The sequence below is a fragment of the Achromobacter sp. HZ01 genome (assembly GCF_003267925.1).
In the GTDB taxonomy this organism is placed as follows: domain Bacteria; phylum Pseudomonadota; class Gammaproteobacteria; order Burkholderiales; family Burkholderiaceae_B; genus Achromobacter; species Achromobacter pulmonis_A.
This window is the reverse complement of sequence record NZ_LWKV01000001.1, coordinates 1,427,409-1,445,483: the sequence shown is the minus strand read 5'-3', so window position 1 is coordinate 1,445,483 and position 18,075 is coordinate 1,427,409. Positions and strand designations below refer to the sequence as shown.

The 18,075-nt window shown below is 67.3% G+C and carries 18 protein-coding genes; 12 read left to right on the top strand and 6 right to left on the bottom strand.

The genetic code is table 11. The features are described from left to right. Positions 1 to 70: 70 nt before the first annotated feature. From A6B37_RS06740 to A6B37_RS06725, 4 genes are all read left to right on the top strand, one after another. The gene (locus A6B37_RS06740) at positions 71 to 868 is read left to right on the top strand and encodes an SPOR domain-containing protein (RefSeq protein WP_102770937.1); all 798 of its coding nucleotides are present in this window, start codon (positions 71 to 73) and stop codon (positions 866 to 868) included. Next, the gene (locus tag A6B37_RS06735; protein WP_102770938.1) at positions 868 to 1,356 is read left to right on the top strand and encodes a CvpA family protein; all 489 of its coding nucleotides are present in this window, start codon (positions 868 to 870) and stop codon (positions 1,354 to 1,356) included. The genes A6B37_RS06740 and A6B37_RS06735 overlap by 1 nt, the downstream gene beginning before the upstream one ends. A 30-nt stretch (positions 1,357 to 1,386) precedes the next feature. After that, complete coding sequence (gene purF / locus A6B37_RS06730; RefSeq protein ID WP_111825274.1) at positions 1,387 to 2,907, top strand: amidophosphoribosyltransferase; 1,521 nt, start codon at positions 1,387 to 1,389, stop codon at positions 2,905 to 2,907. A 122-nt stretch (positions 2,908 to 3,029) separates the two neighbouring features. Beyond that, the gene (locus A6B37_RS06725) at positions 3,030 to 3,611 is read left to right on the top strand and encodes a TetR/AcrR family transcriptional regulator (protein WP_111825273.1); all 582 of its coding nucleotides are present in this window, start codon (positions 3,030 to 3,032) and stop codon (positions 3,609 to 3,611) included. Here A6B37_RS06725 and A6B37_RS06720 read toward each other — a convergent pair. The 6 genes from A6B37_RS06720 to map form a co-directional block, all read right to left on the bottom strand. Then, entirely contained in the window at positions 3,606 to 4,142 is a 537-nt protein-coding gene (locus A6B37_RS06720) for a YgjP-like metallopeptidase domain-containing protein (RefSeq protein ID WP_111825272.1), read from the bottom strand. The two genes, A6B37_RS06725 and A6B37_RS06720, sit on opposite strands and share 6 nt — an antisense overlap. Further along, positions 4,139 to 4,735: a nucleotidyltransferase family protein gene (locus tag A6B37_RS06715; RefSeq protein ID WP_210405777.1), complete on the bottom strand. Its 597-nt coding sequence runs from the start codon at positions 4,733 to 4,735 to the stop codon at positions 4,139 to 4,141. Before A6B37_RS06715 ends, A6B37_RS06720 begins: the two co-directional genes overlap by 4 nt. Before the next feature lie 19 nt (positions 4,736 to 4,754). Next, the gene (locus tag A6B37_RS06710; protein ID WP_102770942.1) at positions 4,755 to 5,237 is read right to left on the bottom strand and encodes a disulfide bond formation protein B; all 483 of its coding nucleotides are present in this window, start codon (positions 5,235 to 5,237) and stop codon (positions 4,755 to 4,757) included. Between the two features lie 33 nt (positions 5,238 to 5,270). Continuing rightward, the gene (locus A6B37_RS06705) at positions 5,271 to 5,984 is read right to left on the bottom strand and encodes a MarC family protein (RefSeq protein WP_111825271.1); all 714 of its coding nucleotides are present in this window, start codon (positions 5,982 to 5,984) and stop codon (positions 5,271 to 5,273) included. Positions 5,985 to 6,065: 81 nt separating this feature from the next. Further along, the gene (locus A6B37_RS06700; protein ID WP_102770944.1) at positions 6,066 to 8,672 is read right to left on the bottom strand and encodes a [protein-PII] uridylyltransferase; all 2,607 of its coding nucleotides are present in this window, start codon (positions 8,670 to 8,672) and stop codon (positions 6,066 to 6,068) included. A 19-nt stretch (positions 8,673 to 8,691) separates the two neighbouring features. Further along, positions 8,692 to 9,513, bottom strand: a complete 822-nt coding sequence (gene map / locus A6B37_RS06695; RefSeq protein ID WP_111825270.1) for a type I methionyl aminopeptidase — start codon at positions 9,511 to 9,513, stop codon at positions 8,692 to 8,694. A 908-nt stretch (positions 9,514 to 10,421) separates the two neighbouring features. Between map and rpsB the strand changes: the two genes are divergently transcribed. The 8 genes from rpsB to rseP all read left to right on the top strand — a co-directional run bounded on the left by rpsB (position 10,422) and on the right by rseP (position 18,050). Then, positions 10,422 to 11,171: a 30S ribosomal protein S2 gene (gene rpsB / locus A6B37_RS06690; protein ID WP_111825269.1), complete on the top strand. Its 750-nt coding sequence runs from the start codon at positions 10,422 to 10,424 to the stop codon at positions 11,169 to 11,171. Between the two features lie 183 nt (positions 11,172 to 11,354). Continuing rightward, positions 11,355 to 12,233 carry a translation elongation factor Ts gene (gene tsf / locus A6B37_RS06685; protein ID WP_102770946.1) on the top strand — a complete coding sequence of 293 codons (879 nt, stop codon included), beginning with the start codon at positions 11,355 to 11,357 and terminating at the stop codon, positions 12,231 to 12,233. Positions 12,234 to 12,327: 94 nt separating this feature from the next. Continuing rightward, positions 12,328 to 13,044 (top strand): UMP kinase, encoded by a 717-nt coding sequence (gene pyrH, locus A6B37_RS06680; RefSeq protein WP_102770947.1) that lies wholly within the window; start codon positions 12,328 to 12,330, stop codon positions 13,042 to 13,044. Positions 13,045 to 13,059: 15 nt separating this feature from the next. Beyond that, on the top strand, positions 13,060 to 13,620 hold the full coding sequence (gene frr / locus A6B37_RS06675; protein WP_102770948.1) for a ribosome recycling factor: 561 nt from the start codon (positions 13,060 to 13,062) through the stop codon (positions 13,618 to 13,620). 154 nt (positions 13,621 to 13,774) lie between these two features. After that, a complete protein-coding gene (gene uppS, locus A6B37_RS06670) occupies positions 13,775 to 14,539 on the top strand; it encodes a polyprenyl diphosphate synthase (RefSeq protein ID WP_102770949.1) in 765 nt (254 codons plus the stop codon). A 57-nt stretch (positions 14,540 to 14,596) separates the two neighbouring features. Continuing rightward, positions 14,597 to 15,454 carry a phosphatidate cytidylyltransferase gene (locus A6B37_RS06665; protein WP_102770950.1) on the top strand — a complete coding sequence of 286 codons (858 nt, stop codon included), beginning with the start codon at positions 14,597 to 14,599 and terminating at the stop codon, positions 15,452 to 15,454. Continuing rightward, positions 15,451 to 16,650 carry a 1-deoxy-D-xylulose-5-phosphate reductoisomerase gene (locus tag A6B37_RS06660; protein ID WP_111825268.1) on the top strand — a complete coding sequence of 400 codons (1,200 nt, stop codon included), beginning with the start codon at positions 15,451 to 15,453 and terminating at the stop codon, positions 16,648 to 16,650. Before A6B37_RS06665 ends, A6B37_RS06660 begins: the two co-directional genes overlap by 4 nt. A gap of 68 nt (positions 16,651 to 16,718) precedes the next feature. Further along, on the top strand, positions 16,719 to 18,050 hold the full coding sequence (gene rseP, locus A6B37_RS06655) for an RIP metalloprotease RseP (protein WP_102770952.1): 1,332 nt from the start codon (positions 16,719 to 16,721) through the stop codon (positions 18,048 to 18,050). Positions 18,051 to 18,075: the final 25 nt, after the last annotated feature.

Below are 18,075 nucleotides of genomic sequence, written 5' to 3'. Positions count from 1 at the left end.
GGTCAAACGCTCCCAGGCGGGCTCACAGGCGGCTCGCCGCCCGCCCTATAGCCGCAAGGAATTCTCCCCCATGGGTTTTTTCAAACGCAAAGATCCTGCCGACCAGGCGCAGTCCTCCAGAAGGGCGGCAGTGCCTAGCGAAGTGCAGGCTGCGGAGCTGCGCGGGCGCGCGCGGCGCCGGCTGGCAGGCGCGGTCGCGCTGGTGCTGGCCGCTGTCATCATCCTGCCCATGGTGCTCGATTCCCAGCCCGAGCCCGTGGCCGACAACATCCCCATCCGCGTGCCGGAACGCAATACGCCGTTCCAGCCGCAAGTAAGCGAACCGCAGGTCGCCGCGCCGGAAACGCCGGCCCCCGCCGACGCCGCGCCGGCCGAGCCGGTGCCCGAGCCGCCCGCGGTCGCGTCCGTGCAGCCGCCCGCCACGGCGACCCCGCCGGCCGCGCAGCCGGCGACGCCGCCGGCCACGCCGCCCAAGCCCGTGACGCCGCCCAAGCCGGAAGCCAAGCCCGAGCCCAAGCCGGCCACGCCGCCCAAGCAGGACTCGCGCTCCGACGACGGCGCGCGCGCGCTGGCGCTGCTCGAAGGCCGCGCCGAACCGGCGCCCAAGCCGGCCGCCAAGCCCGCGGCCACCAAGGGTAATTTCGTACTCCAGATCGCCGCCTACACGACCTCCGAGGATGCGCAGTCGCGCCGCAGCAAGCTGCACCAGGCGGGCGTGACCAACGCCTTCGTCGAACAGGCCACGATCAACGGCAAGCAGCAGTACCGTCTGCGGGTGGGGCCGTTCCCCTCGCGCGAGGCGGCGCAGGCGGCCCAGGCGCGGTTGCGCACCCTGGGCTATGACAATGGTTTCATCGCCGCGCAATAGTGACCGGCTTCGACTTCGTCGTGCTGGCCATCCTGGTGGTTTCGGGTGTGCTGGGACTGGTGCGCGGCCTGCTGAAAGAGGTGCTGTCGCTGGTCGCCTATCTGCTGGCCTTCGTGGCGGCGATATGGTGGGGGCCCACGGTCTACGCCTGGCTGGAGCCCTATATTGAAACAACGCTGTTGCGCATGGGAGTTTCGTACGCGGCGGTGTTCATCATCGTGCTGCTCGGCGTGGGATTGGTCAACATGACGCTTTCCGCCTTGATCCGCAGCACCGGCCTGAGCCCCGCCGACCACGGCCTGGGCGGCATGTTCGGGCTGGCGCGCGGCCTGCTGATCGTGCTGGCGCTGGTCGCCGCGGCCGGCTATACGCCGCTGCCGCAGGAGCCGTGGTGGCAGGACGCCATGTTTTCGCATTCGGCCATCGAGGCCATCAAACATATCAAGACCTGGCTGCCGCCGTCCCTGGCGACGTGGCTGCCGTATTGATCTGCTTCAAATCAACCAGGAAATCTCACCATGTGTGGAATCGTAGGGGTCATCGGGCGCGGGCCGGTCAACCAGTTGCTCTATGACAGCTTGCTGCTGTTGCAGCACCGCGGGCAGGACGCAGCGGGCATCGCGACGTCGCAAGGCAACCAGTTCAATATGTACAAGGCCCACGGCCTGGTGCGTGACGTCTTCCGCACGCGCAACATGCGCGCGCTGCCGGGCACCTCGGGCATCGGTCAGGTGCGCTATCCCACCGCCGGCTCCAGCGCCAGCGAGGAAGAGGCCCAGCCGTTCTACGTCAACGCGCCGTTCGGCATCATGTTCGCCCACAACGGCAACCTGACCAACTGGCGCGAACTGCGCGAATCGCTCTACCGCGTCGACCGTCGCCACATCAACACCAATTCCGATTCGGAAGTGCTGCTGAACGTGCTGGCCCACGAACTGCAGTCGGCGGCCAATGGCGTGTCGCTGGACGACGACGCGATGTTCCGCGCCGTGGCGGCCGTGCACAAGCGCGTGCGTGGCGCCTACGCGGTGGTGGCCCAGATTTCCGGCTACGGCCTGCTGGCCTTCCGCGATCCCAACGGCATCCGGCCGCTGTGCATCGGCCGCCAGGAAACCGAAGAGGGCGTGGAATGGATGGTCGCCTCGGAATCGGTGGCGCTGGAAGGCAGCGGCTTCGCCTTCGTGCGCGACGTCGAGCCGGGCGAGGCCGTGTTCATCGACCTGGACGGCCGCTTCGTCAGCCGCCAGTGCGCCGAGAACCCGCAGCTGGTGCCCTGCATTTTCGAATACGTGTACTTCGCGCGTCCCGATTCGCTGATCGACGGCGTGTCGGTGTATGACGCGCGCCTGCGCATGGGCGAATACCTGGCCGACAAGGTGGCGCGCAACATGCGCCTGGGCGACATCGACGTGGTCATGCCGATTCCCGATTCCTCGCGTCCGGCCGCCATGCAGCTGGCCGCGCGCCTGAACCTGGACTACCGCGAAGGCCTGATCAAGAACCGCTACGTCGGCCGCACCTTCATCATGCCGGGCCAGGCGGTGCGCCGCAAATCCGTGCGCCAGAAGCTCAACGCCATCGGCATGGAGTTCAAGGGCAAGAACGTGCTGCTGGTCGATGACTCCATCGTGCGCGGCACCACCAGTCGCGAAATCGTGGACATGGCCCGCGCCGCCGGCGCCAACAAGGTGTATTTCGCCTCGGCCGCGCCTCCGGTGCGCTTCCCCAACGTCTACGGCATCGACATGCCCACGCAGAGCGAGCTGATCGCCACCGGCCGCAGCGACGAGGAAATCGCCCGCGCGATCGGCGCCGACAACCTGGTCTACCAGGATCTGCAGGACATGCAGCAGGCGGTGCGCGACATCAATCCCAGGCTGTCGCGCTTCGAGGCCTCGTGCTTCGACGGCGAGTACGTCACCGGCGACATCACCGCCGAGTACCTGGCGCGCCTGGGCCAGTCGCGCGGCGAGCCCGGCGACGAGGGCGGCGCCAGCGGCCTGCAGTTCAACATGGGCTACGCCGCCAACGACGCCTGAATCCCGCGGGCCTTGCGAAGAACCCTCCCTTGAACCGGAGGGTTCTTTGTTTTGGGCCGTTGACGCTGCCGGGCCTGCATCGTAAATTGGCCGGAACGATCATTCCAGTCAGGCGGATTGCCATGCGCACCAAAGCGTTCGAGCCGGACGACATCGCCGACGCCGCCATGCAGGTGTTCTGGCGGCGCGGCTATGCCGCGACGTCGGTGCAGGACCTGGTCGACGGCACCGGCCTGTCGCGCAGCAGCCTGTACAACGCGTTCGAGAACAAACAGGGCCTGTACCGGCAGGCCCTGCGCCGCTACCAGGCCGTCACCGCGTCCAACGTGGCGCTGCTGTCCGGGCCTGGCTCGCCCAAGGCGCTGATCCGGCAGCTGCTGATGCGCGTGGCCGAGGACGAGTTGCGCGATCCGCAGCGGCGCGGCTGCCTGGCCGCCAACGCCTCGCTGGAACTGGCGGGGCAGGACGTCGCGGTCGCCGAACTGGTGGCGCACAACTTCCTGAGCCTGCAAAAAGCCCTGGAGCAACTGATCCGGCGCGGACAGCAATCGGGCGAGATCGCCGCCACGACAAGCCCGCGGGCGCTGGCGCGGTTCTTCGTCGGCACCGTCCAGGGGCTGCGGGTGCTGGCCAAAGGCAGCCCCGCGCCGCAGCGGCGCCAATGCCTGCTGGATGTGATCGAGGTGGCGCTGGCCGCCTTATAGGCCCGCGCCAGCGGCCGGCCAGAGCGCTTCGCCGACATGGTCCAGGTGGGTCAGGTACAGCCGCAGGTCGAACTCGTACTGGTGGTACTGCGGCTCCATGTGCAGGCACAGGTTGTAGAAGGCCCGGTTGTGGTCCTTCTCCTTCAGGTGGGCCAGCTCATGGACCGCGATCATCTTCAGGAATTCCGCCGGCACCGTCTTGAACAGCGTCGCCACGCGGATCTCATGCTTGGCCTTGAGCTTGCCGCCCTGCACGCGCGACACGTAGGTATGCTGGCCCAGCGCGTGCTGGATCACGTGGATCTTGCTGTCGAAGGCGACCTTGTTGATCTGGTCGCCGTTGCGCATGTGCGTATTCTTCAGGTCCGTTACGTACTGGTACAGCGCGCGGTCCGTTCGCACGCCGTGCGCGCCCGCCGGATAGCGCGACCGCAGCGCCGCGCCCAGCTTGCCCTGGTCCAGCAGCTTGCGCGCCTGGAGCAACAGGTGTTCGGGGTAGCCGGTGAGGTATTTCAAGGTGGGTTCAGTCATGCGGGAACCGCGGGGATGACGGTCAGGCGAGGCCAGATTTCCGGATGGCGCTTGGCGGCAAGGCGCTGCGCATAGGCGGCGGGGTCGGCGTTGGGGCTGGGCCGCAGCACGAGCGCGAACAGGTCGTCCAGCCCGTGCGGTGCAACGATGCGCAGTTGGCCGTCGCGGGTCAGGCTCACCCCCACGCAGGTCGCCGTTTCGGGCCAGGCCGCCATGCCGTCGGCCAGCGAGGTCGCCGGACGCGGCGCGCGACCTGCGCCATCGCGACGCCAGAGATGCACGCGCGCCTGGTTCACGACTTCCCACGGCGCATCGGGAGCCGCCGCCCGCAAGCGAATGGCGGCCTCGGCTTCGTGCCTGGCGGACAGGTCGGAGGCGTCGTAATACACGAAATCCAGGTCCGCGGGCGCATGGCTGGCCGCGGGATATCCGTGCAGATGGTTCCAGACCAGCGAACGGATCGCGGCGGCGGCGATGCAGCCGTCGGCCGGCCCGTGGTCGCGCGCGGCATGCAGCCAGCGCATCAGCGGCGCATGCGCGGCCACCAGTGCGCGCAGTCTGTCCGCGTGCGGGTCTGCAGGGGAGGTGTGCACTGCCTTGCGATGCGGGGCGTCACGCGCGCCCGCGCCCGAACACGACCGGCAGCGCCATGAAGAACACGATGACGAAGAGCGCCAGGCTCCAGAGGGCGTATTCGATGCCCAGCACCGACACCACGGCGTCCATGCAGGTGGCGTAGATGCCGAACAGCCATGGCACCGCGCCGTCCAGCCCCGTGCCGCTCATGAAGCGGTCGGCGAAGGTCTGGTCGCAGGACAGCATCTTGGCCGCCACGCTGTATTGGTACCAGGCGGCGACGACGCCGGCGGCCGCCAGTAGCGCGGACAGCGCGCCGCAGACGCGGGTCAGCGCGCGTCCGCCGCCGAACCCGCCCACCAGCGCGACGATGCCGATCGCCAGGTAGATCAGGCGCTGCATGACGCACCAGGCGCAGGGCGGCATGTCGAAGACGTGCTGGGATATCAGGGCGATGCCGACCGCGCCGAAGCAGAAAAGGGCGATGAGGCGGAGCAGGCGTTCGGAGCGTGAGGTCATTGTTCTGCGGTAGTGGTTGCGAAAGGCAGGGGCTTAGGCCTTGGGAATCGGAATTGGTTGCATCACCTGCTGCAGGACGCCAAGCAGCAGTTCGCGCGAGCCTTCCCAAAAGATCTGCACGCCCAGGCACAGCATGATGAAGGCCGACAGCCGCATGAATACGGCGGTGCCATTATCGCCGAGCCGGTGCAGCATCTGCGCGGCGAAGCGCAGGCAGATGTAGAGCGTCACGGACACGACGATAATGCCCGGGATCGAGCCGCCCAGGCGCACCAGGCTGAGCACGTGGTTCTGGTCGCGCAGCGAGACCCCGACCGTGATGGCCGCGGCGATCGAGCCCGGGCCGCAGCTGATCGGGAAGGTAAGCGGATAGAAGGCGCGGGCCTTGGCCATTTCGGGGGTGAAGGATTCGGCCATGCGCGCCACGCGTTCGGTGTCGGCGTCGGGCGAGTTCACCAGGCGCCAGGCGCTGGCGATCACCAGCATGCCGCCGCCGACCCGCACGATGGACAGCGAAATCCCGAAAAAAATCAGCAGCACGTTGCCGGCCACCATGGCCACGATCAGCATCAGGCAGACGTTGATGGCGACGCGCTTGGCCAGCACCATCCGGGTCGCGGAAGAAGCGCCTTCCGTCAGCGACAGGAAGATGGGCGCGATCGCGGGCGGATTGAGAAACGGCAGCAGCGTGGCCAGCGCGAAGAAAAAGCTGCTCCCGAAGACGCGTAGGTAGTCATTGAGCTGCATGGATGGCGGACGCCGCGTGGCCGAAAACCGGGATTGTATGCCGTCCGGCCGGCGCTGGCGATGCCGGCCGGACGGGCGGATTCAGGCGGCGCGGCGGCCGGCTTCCTCGCCGGCCAGCGCGTCCAGGACGTCGCGCTCGAACTGCATCTGGCTGCGCGGGCGGGTCAGCGCCGCGCCGTCTACGATGAACACGTCTTCGACCCGGTCGCCCAGTGTCATGATCTTGGCCATGACCAGGTTGACCTCGTGTTCGGCGAAGACGCGCGCCAGCGCGTGCAGCAGGCCGGGGCGGTCGGTGGCGATGACGGACAGTCGCCAGGACGTGCTGCGCTCGTCGGGCTGCAGCTCGGCCTGCGGCATGATGGGGAACACCCGCGACACGCGGGACTGGCGGCCGCGGCCGTAATAGCCGCCGCCGGTGCCATGCCGCTGCGCCGCGGCATGCGGGTCCTTGAGGCGTTCGGCCAGCTCGTGCTCGACCAGGGTGGCCTGGGCGCGCAGGTCGCTGGCGCCTTCGGGCAGCAGCACGATGAAGCTGTCCAGCGCCCAGCCGTGGCGCGTGGTGTGGATGCGGGCGTCCTGGATGGAGAGCGACTTGGCGTCGAAATAGCCGCAGATCGCCACGAACAGGTCGGGCGCGTCGCGGGTGTACACCATGATCTGCAGGCCCTCGCCGTGTTCGGTGGGGCGGGCCCGGACCACGGCCTGCGCCGGCTCGACCTGGTGGTACAGGTGGCGCGTGTGCCAGGCGATGTCGGAGGCGTCGTGGCGCAGGAAATACGCCACGTCCAGCTGGTTCCAGAAGGCCTCGCGGGCGTCGTCGCGCAGCCCCGCCCGCCGCGTCAGGCGGGCTGCCTCTTCCTTGCGCTCGGCCAGCACGGTGTGGGCGTCGGCGTGCGCGCCGCCCAGCGCGGCCAGCGTGAGCTTGTACAGGTCTTCGAGCAGCTTGCCTTTCCAGGCGTTCCAGACCTTGGGACTGGTGCCGCGGATGTCGGCCACGGTCAGCAGGTACAGCGCGGTCAGGCGGCGCTCGTTCTGCACGATGGCCGCGAAGTCCTGCACCACGGCCGGGTCGGACAGGTCGCGCTTTTGCGCCACGGCCGACATCAGCAGGTGCTGGCGCACCAGGAATTCGACCAGGGCGGTGTCCTCGGCCTCCATGCCGTGGTCCTGCGCGAACTTGCGCACCTCGCGCGCGCCGAGTTCGGAGTGGTCGCCGCCGCGGCCCTTGGCGATGTCGTGGAACAGCGCCGCCACGTACAGCAGCCAGTGCCGGTCCAGCCCGGCGATCAGCTGGCTGGCCAGCGGATATTCCTGCGCGTGCTCCGGCATGGTGAAGCGGCGCAGGTTGCGCACCACGGCCAGGGTGTGCTGGTCCACGGTATAGGCGTGGAACAGGTCGTGCTGCATCTGGCCGACGATGCGGCGGAACACCGGCAGGTAGCGCGGCAGGATGTTCAGCATGGTCATGCGCCGCAGCTCGTGCACGATGCCGCGCGGCTGCTGCAGGATCTGCAGGAACAGCTTGCGGTTGACCGGATTGCGGCGGAACTGCGCGTCGATGCGGTGGCGGGAATGCCAGATGGCCCGCAGCGTGCGGGCCGACATGCCGGTCAGTTCCGGATGCTGCTGCATCACCAGGAAGGCGCGCAGCAGCAGGGTGGGGTTACGCTCGAAACCGTCGTCGCGGATGATGTCCAGCCGGTCGCGCAGGTTGCGGAAATCGTCGTCGATTTCGCGCGCGTCGCTGTCGGGGCGCGGGAACAGCCGTTCCTCGATGTTCTGCACCAGGATGCCGTTCAGCTGCGTCACCAGGCGCGCGGCCCAGTAATAGCGCTGCATCAGCAGTTCGCTGCCGCGGCGCGTGGCGGTGGCGTGGATGCGGTAGACCTCGGCCAGCGCCGGCTGCAGGTCGAACAGCACGCGGTCCTCGCGCCGGTTGGCCAGCAGGTGCAGCTCGATGCGCAGGCGCTTGAAGGCCTGTTCCGCGCGGCGCAGGTCGCGCGCCTCCGAGGAGGTCAGCAGGCCGGCCTGCGCCACCGAGCGCCAGCTGTCGCCGAAGCCGGCCGCCCGCGCCATCCACAGGATCACCTGCAGGTCGCGCAGCCCGCCGGGCGATTCCTTGCAGTTGGGCTCCAGCGCGTAGGGCGTGTCGTGGTAGCGGGCGTGGCGCTGCTGCATCTCGACGCGCTTGGCGCGAAAGAAGGCGCGCGGGTCCAGGCGCGACTGCGTGGCGGCCTCGAACTTCTTCATCAGCGCGCGGCTGCCGGCCAGCCAGCGCGATTCCAGCAGCGCCGTCTCCACCGTGATGTCCGCCTCGGCCTCGCGCTCGCAGTCCTCGATGGTGCGCACGCTGTGGCCGGGCTCCAGCCCCAGGTCCCAGAGCGCGGCCACCAGCCGCCCGATGGCGGCCTCGTCCTCGCGCGTGGGGGCGTGCGGCAGCAGGATCAGCAGATCGACGTCCGAATGGGGGTAGAGCTCGCCGCGGCCGTATCCGCCCACGGCCGCCAGCGTGGCGCCGGCGGGCAGGGGGCAGTGCTTGACCAGGTCGCGCAGGGCGGCGTCGACGATGCGGCGCAGTTCGGTCAGCAGCGGGTCCGGCCTTTCGTGGCTGCGGAACTGGGCCACCGCCGCCTGCCGGGCTTCCTGGATGCGGGCGCGCAGGGCGCTGAGGGTGTCGGCGGTCATGGCGGCGGGCGTCGGGGCGTCAGACGGCGGGAATGACGAGGGGTTCGGTGATGAAGGCCGGCGGCTGGGGCATGCCGGGCGACAGGGTCAGCACTTCGTAGCCGGTTTCGGTCACGCATACGGCATGCTCCCACTGGGCCGACAGGCTGTGGTCGCGGGTGACCACGGTCCAGCCGTCGGACAGCTGGCGGATCTCGCGGCGGCCGGCGTTGATCATGGGCTCGATGGTGAACAGCATGCCGGTGGTCAGCGGCACGCCGGTGCCCGGCTTGCCGTAGTGCAGCACCTGCGGGTCTTCATGGAAGCGCTGGCCGATGCCGTGGCCGCAGAACTCGCGCACCACGGAAAAGCCGTTGGCTTCGGCGTGCTTCTGGATCGCGTGGCCGACGTCGCCCAGCGTGGCGCCATTCTTGACCTGCTGGATTCCCTTCCACATGCACTCGAAGGTGATTTCGCTGAGGCGGCGGGAAAGAATGGACTGTTCGCCCACCGCGTACATGCGGCTGGTGTCGCCGAACCAGCCGTCCTTGATGATGGTGACGTCGATATTCAATGAGTCCCCATTTTTCAGCACCTTGTCGCCCGGGATGCCATGGCAGACCTGATGGTTGACCGAGGTGCAGATGGCGCCGGGGAAGGGCGGATAGCCGGGCGGCGCGTAGCCCACGGTGGCCGACTTCACGCCCAGCTTGTCGGTCAGGTACTCCAGGCACAACCGGTCCAGCTCGCCGGTGGTGACGCCCGGCTTGACGTAGGGGGTGATGAAATCGAGAACTTTGGCGGCGTCCTGGCAGGCCGCGCGCATCTTGGCCAGATCGGCTTGATTGGTAATGGTGCCCATGGAGTAGCTTGGCTATCTGTCGCTTGAATGTCTGCTTGAAAGAATAGTAGAATTATAGGCTTCCCTAAATTTTTGGGGATGCATTAGGGTCTGGTAGGACATACCGGGGCGGAGCAAAAGCGCCTGCGGCATGACTGTCCGATTCTATAACTGGGTAGCGGCAAGAGCCGAACCCGGCGGATGTTGGCAAGGTGGGTTGACGCGGGTTTTGCGCGACCCCGGCCGTATTGGTTGGTGCGGGTCCATACATTGGGATCGTCGGCGCGCCCTGAAGTTTCACCGCAAGCGAAGGTTGTGGAGCGAATTCGGGCAGGCCGCGGGTGCCGGTGGCGGGATGCGGACATGACGGATGCGGGCCGGGCGGGTGCGGACGGCGGCAATTGCGCGGCTGGCGCGGCCGGGGCGCGGTGCGCTTGCAGGCCTGGTCAGGTTTTTGAGCGGCGATGCAGGTTCAGGGTCTGTGCTCGGTGTGGATGTCGGATTAAGCTCTTGAAAACATTATTGTTTTCTTAAGAGATGCCCCGATGGTCTGATGCGCGGCTGGATGGAAGTTCAAGTCCGGGCGCGAAGAGCAGGATATTCCAGAGCCGGATTTCGCCGCCGACAAAACCGGGTCGGGCGCGTCTCGAAGAAACTTCCAGGAAATTCCTGGCGGGTCGGGAGACGCAATGCAGGAGCGCGGCGCAGGTTTTTCGTCGTGGCGGCCGTCTGGGTTTATCGCGGCAGCGTAGTAAGCGGCATTCGAGGCGCCAGGCGCCGTGGGCGCCGGCATTATTGCGGCAGTGATCGGCCGGCCCGGTTAGAATTTTGTCATCCCGCCGTTGCGGGAAATCGCGCGCAACACCACCCAGGGTGTCAGCCAGAGGCTGATGCAGGTGCGGCGCAAGAAACAACCCTTGGAGAAAGTTATGTCTTTGATGCGCGAAATGCTGGAAGCGGGTGTCCACTTCGGTCACCAGACCCGTTACTGGAACCCCAAGATGGCCCCCTATATCTTCGGCCATCGCAACAAGATTCACATCATCAACCTCGAAAAGACGGTTGACAAGTACCAGGAAGCCACCAAGTTCGTGAAGCAGCTGGCTGCTCGCGGCGGCAACATCCTGTTCGTCGGCACCAAGCGCGCTGCGCGCGAGCTGGTCGCCGCCGAAGCTGCCCGTTGCGGCATGCCCTACGTCGACGCCCGCTGGCTCGGCGGCATGCTGACCAACTTCAAGACGGTCAAGACCTCGGTCAAGCGCCTGAAGGACATGGAAGCCGTGGTCGCCGAAGGCGGCGCCGAGCGCATGATCAAGAAGGAAGGCCTGCTGTTCCAGCGCGAACTGGAAAAGCTGAACAAGTCGATCGGCGGCATCAAGGACATGAACGGCCTGCCCGACGCCATGTTCGTGATCGACGTCGGCTATCACAAGATCGCCATCGCCGAAGCCAAGACGCTGGGCATTCCGGTCGTGGCCGTGGTTGACACCAACCACTCGCCCGACGGCATCGACTACGTCATCCCCGGCAACGACGACTCGGCCAAGGCCATCGCGCTGTACGCCAAGGGCATCGCCGACGCCGTGCTGGAAGGCCGCGAGCAGAACCTGAACGGTCTGGTCGAAGAGCTGGGCGAAGGCCAGGAAGAGTTCGTCGAAGTCCAGGACCACCAGGCCTAAGCCATAGTTGTCATGTCCGGCGCTTAGCGTCCGGGAGCGGCCCGGCATTCCGATCCGCTCCCGCCTCGCCGGCACAGCGAAGGTGGGCTCCCATCTTCCCGATCCGCCTGGCGCGGATGTCCCATCGAATCACACCACTGTCCCGGCCCGCCGGGACAAGTCCCTAGCAAAATTGGAGCAAACATGGCTGAAATTACCGCTGCCCTGGTCAAGGAACTGCGCGAAAAGACCGACGCCCCCATGATGGAGTGCAAGAAGGCCTTGACGGAAGCCGAAGGCGATCTGGCCCGCGCCGAGGAAATCCTGCGCGTCAAGCTGGGCAACAAGGCCAGCAAGGCCGCCGCCCGCGTCACCGCTGAAGGCCTGATCGGTCTGTTCATCTCCGCCGACGCCAAGCAAGGCGCCGTCATCGAAGTCAACTGCGAAACCGACTTCGTCGCCAAGAACGACGACTTCGTCGCCTTCGTGAACAAGCTGGCCGAACTGGTCGCCACGCAGAACCCGGCCGACGTGGCCGCGCTGTCGGCGCTGCCGTACGGCGAAGGCACGGTCGAAACGACCCGCACCGCCCTGATCGGCAAGATCGGCGAAAACATGTCGATCCGCCGCTTCGAGCGCATCGAGACCCCCAACGCGCTGGCCAGCTACGTGCACGGCGGCCGCATCGGCGTGCTGGTCGAGTACACCGGCGCCGAAGAAGTGGGCAAGGACCTGGCGATGCACATCGCCGCCACCAAGCCCAAGGCCCTGAACGCCGAAGGCGTGAACCCGGCCGACATCGCCGCCGAACGCTCGGTCGCCGAGCAGAAGGCCGCCGAATCGGGCAAGCCGGCTGAAATCGTCGCCAAGATGGTCGAAGGCTCGGTCCAGAAGTTCCTGAAGGAAGTCACCCTGCTGTCGCAGCCGTTCGTCAAGGACGACAAGGCCACCGTCGAGCAGATGCTGAAGGCCAAGGGCGCTTCGATCAGCAAGTTCGTGCTGTTCGTCGTCGGCGAAGGTATCGAGAAGAAGACCAGCGATTTCGCCGCTGAGGTTGCCGCCGCCGCCGCCGGCCGCGCCTAAACGGTAGTTTGCTTACAGGCCGGCACTGACTAAAATCAGGCCGGCCTATTTCTTGTCTTACACTTTCGTCGGATTGTTCTTCGGGATATCACCTATGAGCAGCAGATCATACAAACGGGTTCTTCTCAAACTTTCCGGCGAGGCGCTGATGGGCGAGGATGCCTTCGGCATCAATCGTTCCACCATCGTCCGCATGACCGATGAGATCGCCGAAGTCGCCGCCGCAGGCGTCGAGTTGGCCATCGTCATCGGCGGGGGCAACATCTTCCGTGGCGTCGCCCCGGGCGCGCAGGGCATGGACCGCGCGACCGCCGACTACATGGGCATGATGGCCACCATCATGAACGCGCTTGCGCTGCAGGACGCGCTCAAGCACAAGGGTATCGACACCCGCGTACAATCGGCCCTGAACATCGATCAGGTCGTCGAGCCTTATATCCGTCCCAAGGCCCTGCGCTACCTCGAAGAGGGCAAGGTCGTCATTTTCGCGGCCGGCACCGGCAATCCGTTCTTCACCACCGACACCGCCGCCGCCCTGCGTGGCGCCGAGATCGGCGCGGAGATCGTGCTGAAGGCCACCAAGGTGGACGGCATCTATAGCGCGGACCCCAACAAGGATCCCACCGCTACGCGTTACGCGCGCATCAGCTTCGACGAAGCGATCGTGCGCCGTCTGGAAGTGATGGACGCCACCGCCTTCGCGCTGTGCCGCGACCAGAAACTGCCGATCAAAGTGTTTTCGATCAATAAGTCCGGCGCCCTCAAGCGGGTGGTCAGCGGCGAAGACGAAGGCACCTTGGTACACGTTTAAAGAAAAGGAAATTCCATGAGCGTCGCAGAAATCCGTAAATCCGCCGAAGCCAGGATGGCCAAGTCGCTTGACACGCTCAAGACCAACCTGGCCAAGATCCGTACGGGCCGCGCCCATACCGGCATCCTGGACCACGTGCAGGTCGAGTACTACGGCTCGCCCGTGCCGATCAGCCAGGTCGGCAACGTGAACCTGGTCGACGCCCGCACCATCAGCGTGCAGCCTTACGAGAAACAGATGGCCGGCCCGATCGAGAAGGCCATCCGCGAATCGGACCTGGGCCTCAACCCCATCTCCATGGGCGACACCATCCGCGTGCCGATGCCGGCCCTGACCGAAGAGCGCCGGCGCGACCTGACCAAGGTGGTGCGCAGCGAAGGCGAGGACGCCAAGGTGGCCGTGCGCAACCTGCGCCGCGAAGCCAACGAAGCGCTCAAGCGCCTGGTCAAGGACAAGGAGATCTCCGAGGACGACGAACGCCGTTCGCAGGACGAGGTCCAGAAGCTGACCGACCGCAGCGTGGCCGACATCGACAAGATGGTCGCGCAGAAAGAAGCGGAAATCATGACCGTATAATTTCGGCACGTTCCGGACGCGGCCGGCATGGCCGCGTCTGTTCTTCGCGCGCCGTCTTTTCCATTGTTTCGCGGCTTTTCTACGCAACGGTGGAACGACGGCGCAGGCTTTTCCCGTATTCCGTTTGCACCGCTCAACGCGCAGTAATCAACCCATGGCAACCAGTTCGACCCAGGCGGTTCCCGAGACTCGCGACGTTCCCGAGCATGTGGCCATCATCATGGATGGCAATGGCCGGTGGGCCACGCGGCGCCTGCTGCCGCGCACCGCGGGCCATGCCAAGGGCGTGCAGGCGGTGCGGCGCGTGGTCGAGGCCTGCGGGCGCGCCGGCGTGCGCTACCTGACGCTGTTCGCCTTCAGTTCGGAGAACTGGCGCCGTCCCGCCGAAGAAGTGTCGCTGCTGATGCGCCTGTTCGTGCAGGCGCTGGAGCGCGAGGTCGGCAAACTGGAAGAGCAGGGCGTGCGCCTGCACGTCATCGGCGACCTGAGCGCGTTCGAGCCGCGGCTGCAGGAACTCATCTTCGCGGCGCAGGAACGCACCGCGCACAACGACCGCCTGCACCTGACCGTCGCCGCCAATTACGGCGGACGCTGGGACATCCTGCAGGCCACCCGCGCCATGCTGGCCGCCGAGCCGTCGCTGGCGACGCAGCCCCAGCTGGTGGACGAAGCGCGCCTGTCGCGCCACCTGTCCATGGCCTGGGCGCCCGAGCCCGACCTGTTCATCCGCACCGGCGGAGAACAGCGCATTTCCAATTTCCTGATCTGGCAGATGGCCTACGCGGAGTTCTACTTCACCGACCGCTACTGGCCGGATTTCGGCGCGGCCGAGCTGCAGGCCGCCTTCGACTGGTACCGCACGCGCGAGCGCCGCTTCGGCCGCACCAGTGCGCAACTCCACGAAGACGGCGCGAAGTAATTCAAGCGGACGGCGACTAGCGCGTCTTTCCAGAGCCGTACACGAGGAGACCGTCACATGTTGGGCCAGCGTATCGTTACCGCCGTCATCCTGTTGGCCATTCTGGCCGCCACGATGGTCAGTGCGAATCCTTGGTGGTTCGTCGCCTTGCTGGCCCTGGCGGCCGCCTGCGCCAATTGGGAGTGGCTGCGCCTGACGCTGCCGCAACCGCCTTCCCCCCTGATTTCCGTCGGCGTGGCCGCGCTGCTGCTGGCCGGCATGCTGGCGCTCGCGTCCGCGTGGCTGGCGGGCCAGCGCAGCGGCGTGGCCGATCCGGCCTGGGTGCTGCGCTATGTGGTGCCCGCGGTGTGCGCCGTATGGCTGTTCGGCGGCGTCACGGCAGTGGTGCGCGGGCGCGCCGACGCGCCGCCGGCCAGCGCGGGCTGGTCGCTGTTTTCGGTGCCGGCGGCATTCGCCGCCTGGGCCGTGCTGGCGCAGATGTTCATGGCGCGCGGCGCCGGTTTCGTGGTGTCGCTGCTGGCGCTGGTGTGGGTGGCCGACATCGCCGCCTATTTTGCCGGCCGTGCGTTCGGCAGGCGTAAACTGGCTCCGCGGGTCAGTCCGGGCAAGACCATCGAGGGCGCCATCGCCGGCGTGCTCGGCGCGGTCGTCTGGATCGGCCTGTCCAGCCTGTGGGCCGGCACCTTCGGCCACGCCCTGGTCGAGCGCTGGACGCTGTGGCTGGCGCTGCCGATCGCCGCGCTGCTGGGCGTGCTGTCCATCGTCGGCGACCTGTTCGAATCGTTGCTCAAGCGCCGCGCCGGCCGCAAGGATTCCAGCTCGCTGCTGCCCGGCCATGGCGGCGTCTACGACCGCATCGACGCGATCCTGCCGGTCGCGCCGTTCGCGCTACTTTTGTCTGGAGTGTTGTTTTGACGGCTTTTCAACGCGTCGTGGTGCTGGGATCGACCGGTTCGATCGGTGAAAGCACGCTGGATGTGATCGCCCGCCACCCCGAGCGGCTGGCGGTGTATGCCTTGTCCGCCTACAGCCGGATGCAGCGCCTGGCGGAACAGGCCGAAGCCAGCGGCGCGGCGGTGGTGGTGGTGCCCGACGAGGCCGCCCGCCGCCGGTTCGCCGCCGCCTGGAGCGGCGCGCGGCCCATGCCCGAGATCCGGGTCGGCGCGCAGGCGCTGGCCGATACCGCGGCCGACCCGCAGTGCGATTCGGTCATGGCGGCCATCGTCGGCGCCGCGGGCCTGCCCGCCGCGCTGGCGGCCGCGCGCAGCGGCAAGCGCGTGCTGCTGGCCAACAAAGAGGCGCTGGTAGCCGCCGGCTCCCTGTTTATGCAGGCCATACGCGACAACGGCGCCGAACTCCTGCCTATCGACAGCGAACACAACGCGATCTTCCAATGCATGCCCACCGGCGGGCGCGCCCTGGCGCCGGATGCGCCGGCGCCCGGCGTGCGGCGCCTGCTGCTGACGGCCTCGGGCGGGCCGTTTCGCGGCCGCGACCTGGAAGACCTGCACGACGTCACGCCGGCCCAGGCCTGCGCCCACCCCAACTGGAGCATGGGCCGCAAGATCTCGGTGGATTCCGCCACCATGCTCAACAAGGGCCTGGAGGTAATCGAGGCGCACTGGCTGTTCGCCATGCCGGCCGAACGCATCGAGGTCGTGGTGCATCCGCAGAGCGTGGTGCATTCCATGGTCGAGTACAACGACGGTTCGGTGCTGGCGCAGCTGGGCCAGCCCGACATGCGCACGCCGATCGCCTACGGCCTGGGCTTTCCCGAGCGGCTGGAAAGCGGCGTGGGGCCGCTGGACCTGACGCGCCTGGGACGGCTGGACTTCGAAAAACCCGATCTGGCCCGGTTCCCGTGCCTGGCGCTGTCGTTCGCGGCGCTGCGCGCCGGGCAGGGCGCCTGCGTGGCCCTGAACGCCGCCAACGAAGTGGCCGTCGAGGCCTTCCTGGCGGGCCGGCTTCCCTATACCTGGATCGCGCGGGTGATCGAGGCTTCCCTGGAGTGGCAGGCGCGACAGGGTTCTGTTACGCTCGGTAGTCTTGACGACGTGCTTGCCCTGGACGCCGCCACGCGCGCGTACGCGGGCAACCTGGGGCTGGCCTGAAAGGCAGGGCAAGGTCCGGTTGAATTCAGACCCGCCCGCCACCGACTCCCCGGATTTTTAAGAATTTCATGCTTTTTACGCTGCTGGCCTTCGCGGTTGCGCTTGGCACCCTGATCGTCTTTCATGAGCTGGGGCACTATTGGGTGGCCCGGCTGTGCGGCGTCAAGATCCTGCGGTTCTCGGTAGGTTTCGGCAAGGTCGTCGCCAGCCGCTACGACCGCCACGGCACCGAGTGGGCGCTGTCGGCCTGGCCGCTGGGCGGCTACGTCAAGATGCAGGACGATCCCCCTCCCGGCGCCAGCGCCGAGGAAGCGGCGGCCGCCTTCAGCCGCAAGCCGGTCGGCCAGCGCATCGCCATCGTCGCGGCCGGCCCCATCTTCAACCTGATCCTCGCGGTATTCCTTTATGCCGGCCTGAACATGGCCGGCACCGAGGAGCCCGTGGCCGTCATCGCCCAGCCCGCGGCCGAGACCCCCGCCGCCCGGGCCGGCCTGCTGCCGGGCGACCGCATCCTGGCCATCGACGGCGAGCAGATCGCCTCCTGGTCGGACGCGCGCTGGCGCCTGATGGACGTGATGGCCACCGGCGGCACCACCCAGATCGAGGTCCGCAACGCCAGCGGCTCCGTGCACCTGCGCGAACTGGCGCTGCCCTCCAATTCCATGGACCCCTCCGGCGGAGACCCGCTGGCGGCCGCCGGCATCCGGCTGGCCCAGCCCCGGCCCGCGGTGCGCGCCGTGATCGACGGCGGGGAAGGGCAGGCCGCCGGCCTGCGGCCGGGCGACCTGGTGGTGGCGGTCGATGGCGCGCCCACGCCCGACACCGGCGCCCTGGTCCGGCAGATCCAGGAAAGCGCCGGCAAGACCCTGGCGCTGACGCTGGTGCGCGACGGCGCCGAGATCTCCCTGAACGTCACCCCGCGCGTCGAAACGGTGGACGGCCGCGAGATCGGCCGGCTGGGCGTGCAGCTGGGCGGCGACGTCCCGATGGTGACGGTCCGCTACGGTGTGTTCGAAAGTCTGTGGCGCGGCGCGGTCCGCACCTGGGACACAGCGTGGTTCTCGCTGCGCATGATGGGCCGCATGGTGACCGGCGACGTGTCCTGGCGCAACGTCAGCGGCCCCGTGACCATCGCCGACTACGCCGGCCAGACCGCGAGAATCGGAATTGTTGCTTATATCGCGTATATCGCCTTGATCAGCATCAGCCTGGGCGTTCTAAATTTGCTACCCATTCCTATGCTGGACGGCGGCCATCTGCTGTACTATCTCGTCGAAATTGTGCGGGGCAGCCCGCCGCCCGCGAGGTGGATCGATATCGGACAGCGCGCCGGCATAGGTTTGTTGGCAGGCCTGATGGGGCTGGCGCTGTTCAACGATTTCACGCGTTTGTTCACCTGAGCGCGATTTAGCATAAAATCCCCCG

Coding starts and splice junctions, on each gene's coding strand:
- A6B37_RS06665 (WP_102770950.1), top strand. CDS start 14,597: ATGTTGGGCCAGCGTATCGTTACCGCCGTCATCCTGTTGGCCATTCTG.
- A6B37_RS06705 (WP_111825271.1), bottom strand. CDS start 5,984: ATGCAGCTCAATGACTACCTACGCGTCTTCGGGAGCAGCTTTTTCTTC.
- rpsB (WP_111825269.1), top strand. CDS start 10,422: ATGTCTTTGATGCGCGAAATGCTGGAAGCGGGTGTCCACTTCGGTCAC.
- rseP (WP_102770952.1), top strand. CDS start 16,719: ATGCTTTTTACGCTGCTGGCCTTCGCGGTTGCGCTTGGCACCCTGATC.
- A6B37_RS06710 (WP_102770942.1), bottom strand. CDS start 5,237: ATGACCTCACGCTCCGAACGCCTGCTCCGCCTCATCGCCCTTTTCTGC.
- A6B37_RS06720 (WP_111825272.1), bottom strand. CDS start 4,142: ATGACTGAACCCACCTTGAAATACCTCACCGGCTACCCCGAACACCTG.
- pyrH (WP_102770947.1), top strand. CDS start 12,328: ATGAGCAGCAGATCATACAAACGGGTTCTTCTCAAACTTTCCGGCGAG.
- tsf (WP_102770946.1), top strand. CDS start 11,355: ATGGCTGAAATTACCGCTGCCCTGGTCAAGGAACTGCGCGAAAAGACC.
- frr (WP_102770948.1), top strand. CDS start 13,060: ATGAGCGTCGCAGAAATCCGTAAATCCGCCGAAGCCAGGATGGCCAAG.
- map (WP_111825270.1), bottom strand. CDS start 9,513: ATGGGCACCATTACCAATCAAGCCGATCTGGCCAAGATGCGCGCGGCC.
- A6B37_RS06725 (WP_111825273.1), top strand. CDS start 3,030: ATGCGCACCAAAGCGTTCGAGCCGGACGACATCGCCGACGCCGCCATG.
- uppS (WP_102770949.1), top strand. CDS start 13,775: ATGGCAACCAGTTCGACCCAGGCGGTTCCCGAGACTCGCGACGTTCCC.
- purF (WP_111825274.1), top strand. CDS start 1,387: ATGTGTGGAATCGTAGGGGTCATCGGGCGCGGGCCGGTCAACCAGTTG.
- A6B37_RS06700 (WP_102770944.1), bottom strand. CDS start 8,672: ATGACCGCCGACACCCTCAGCGCCCTGCGCGCCCGCATCCAGGAAGCC.
- A6B37_RS06740 (WP_102770937.1), top strand. CDS start 71: ATGGGTTTTTTCAAACGCAAAGATCCTGCCGACCAGGCGCAGTCCTCC.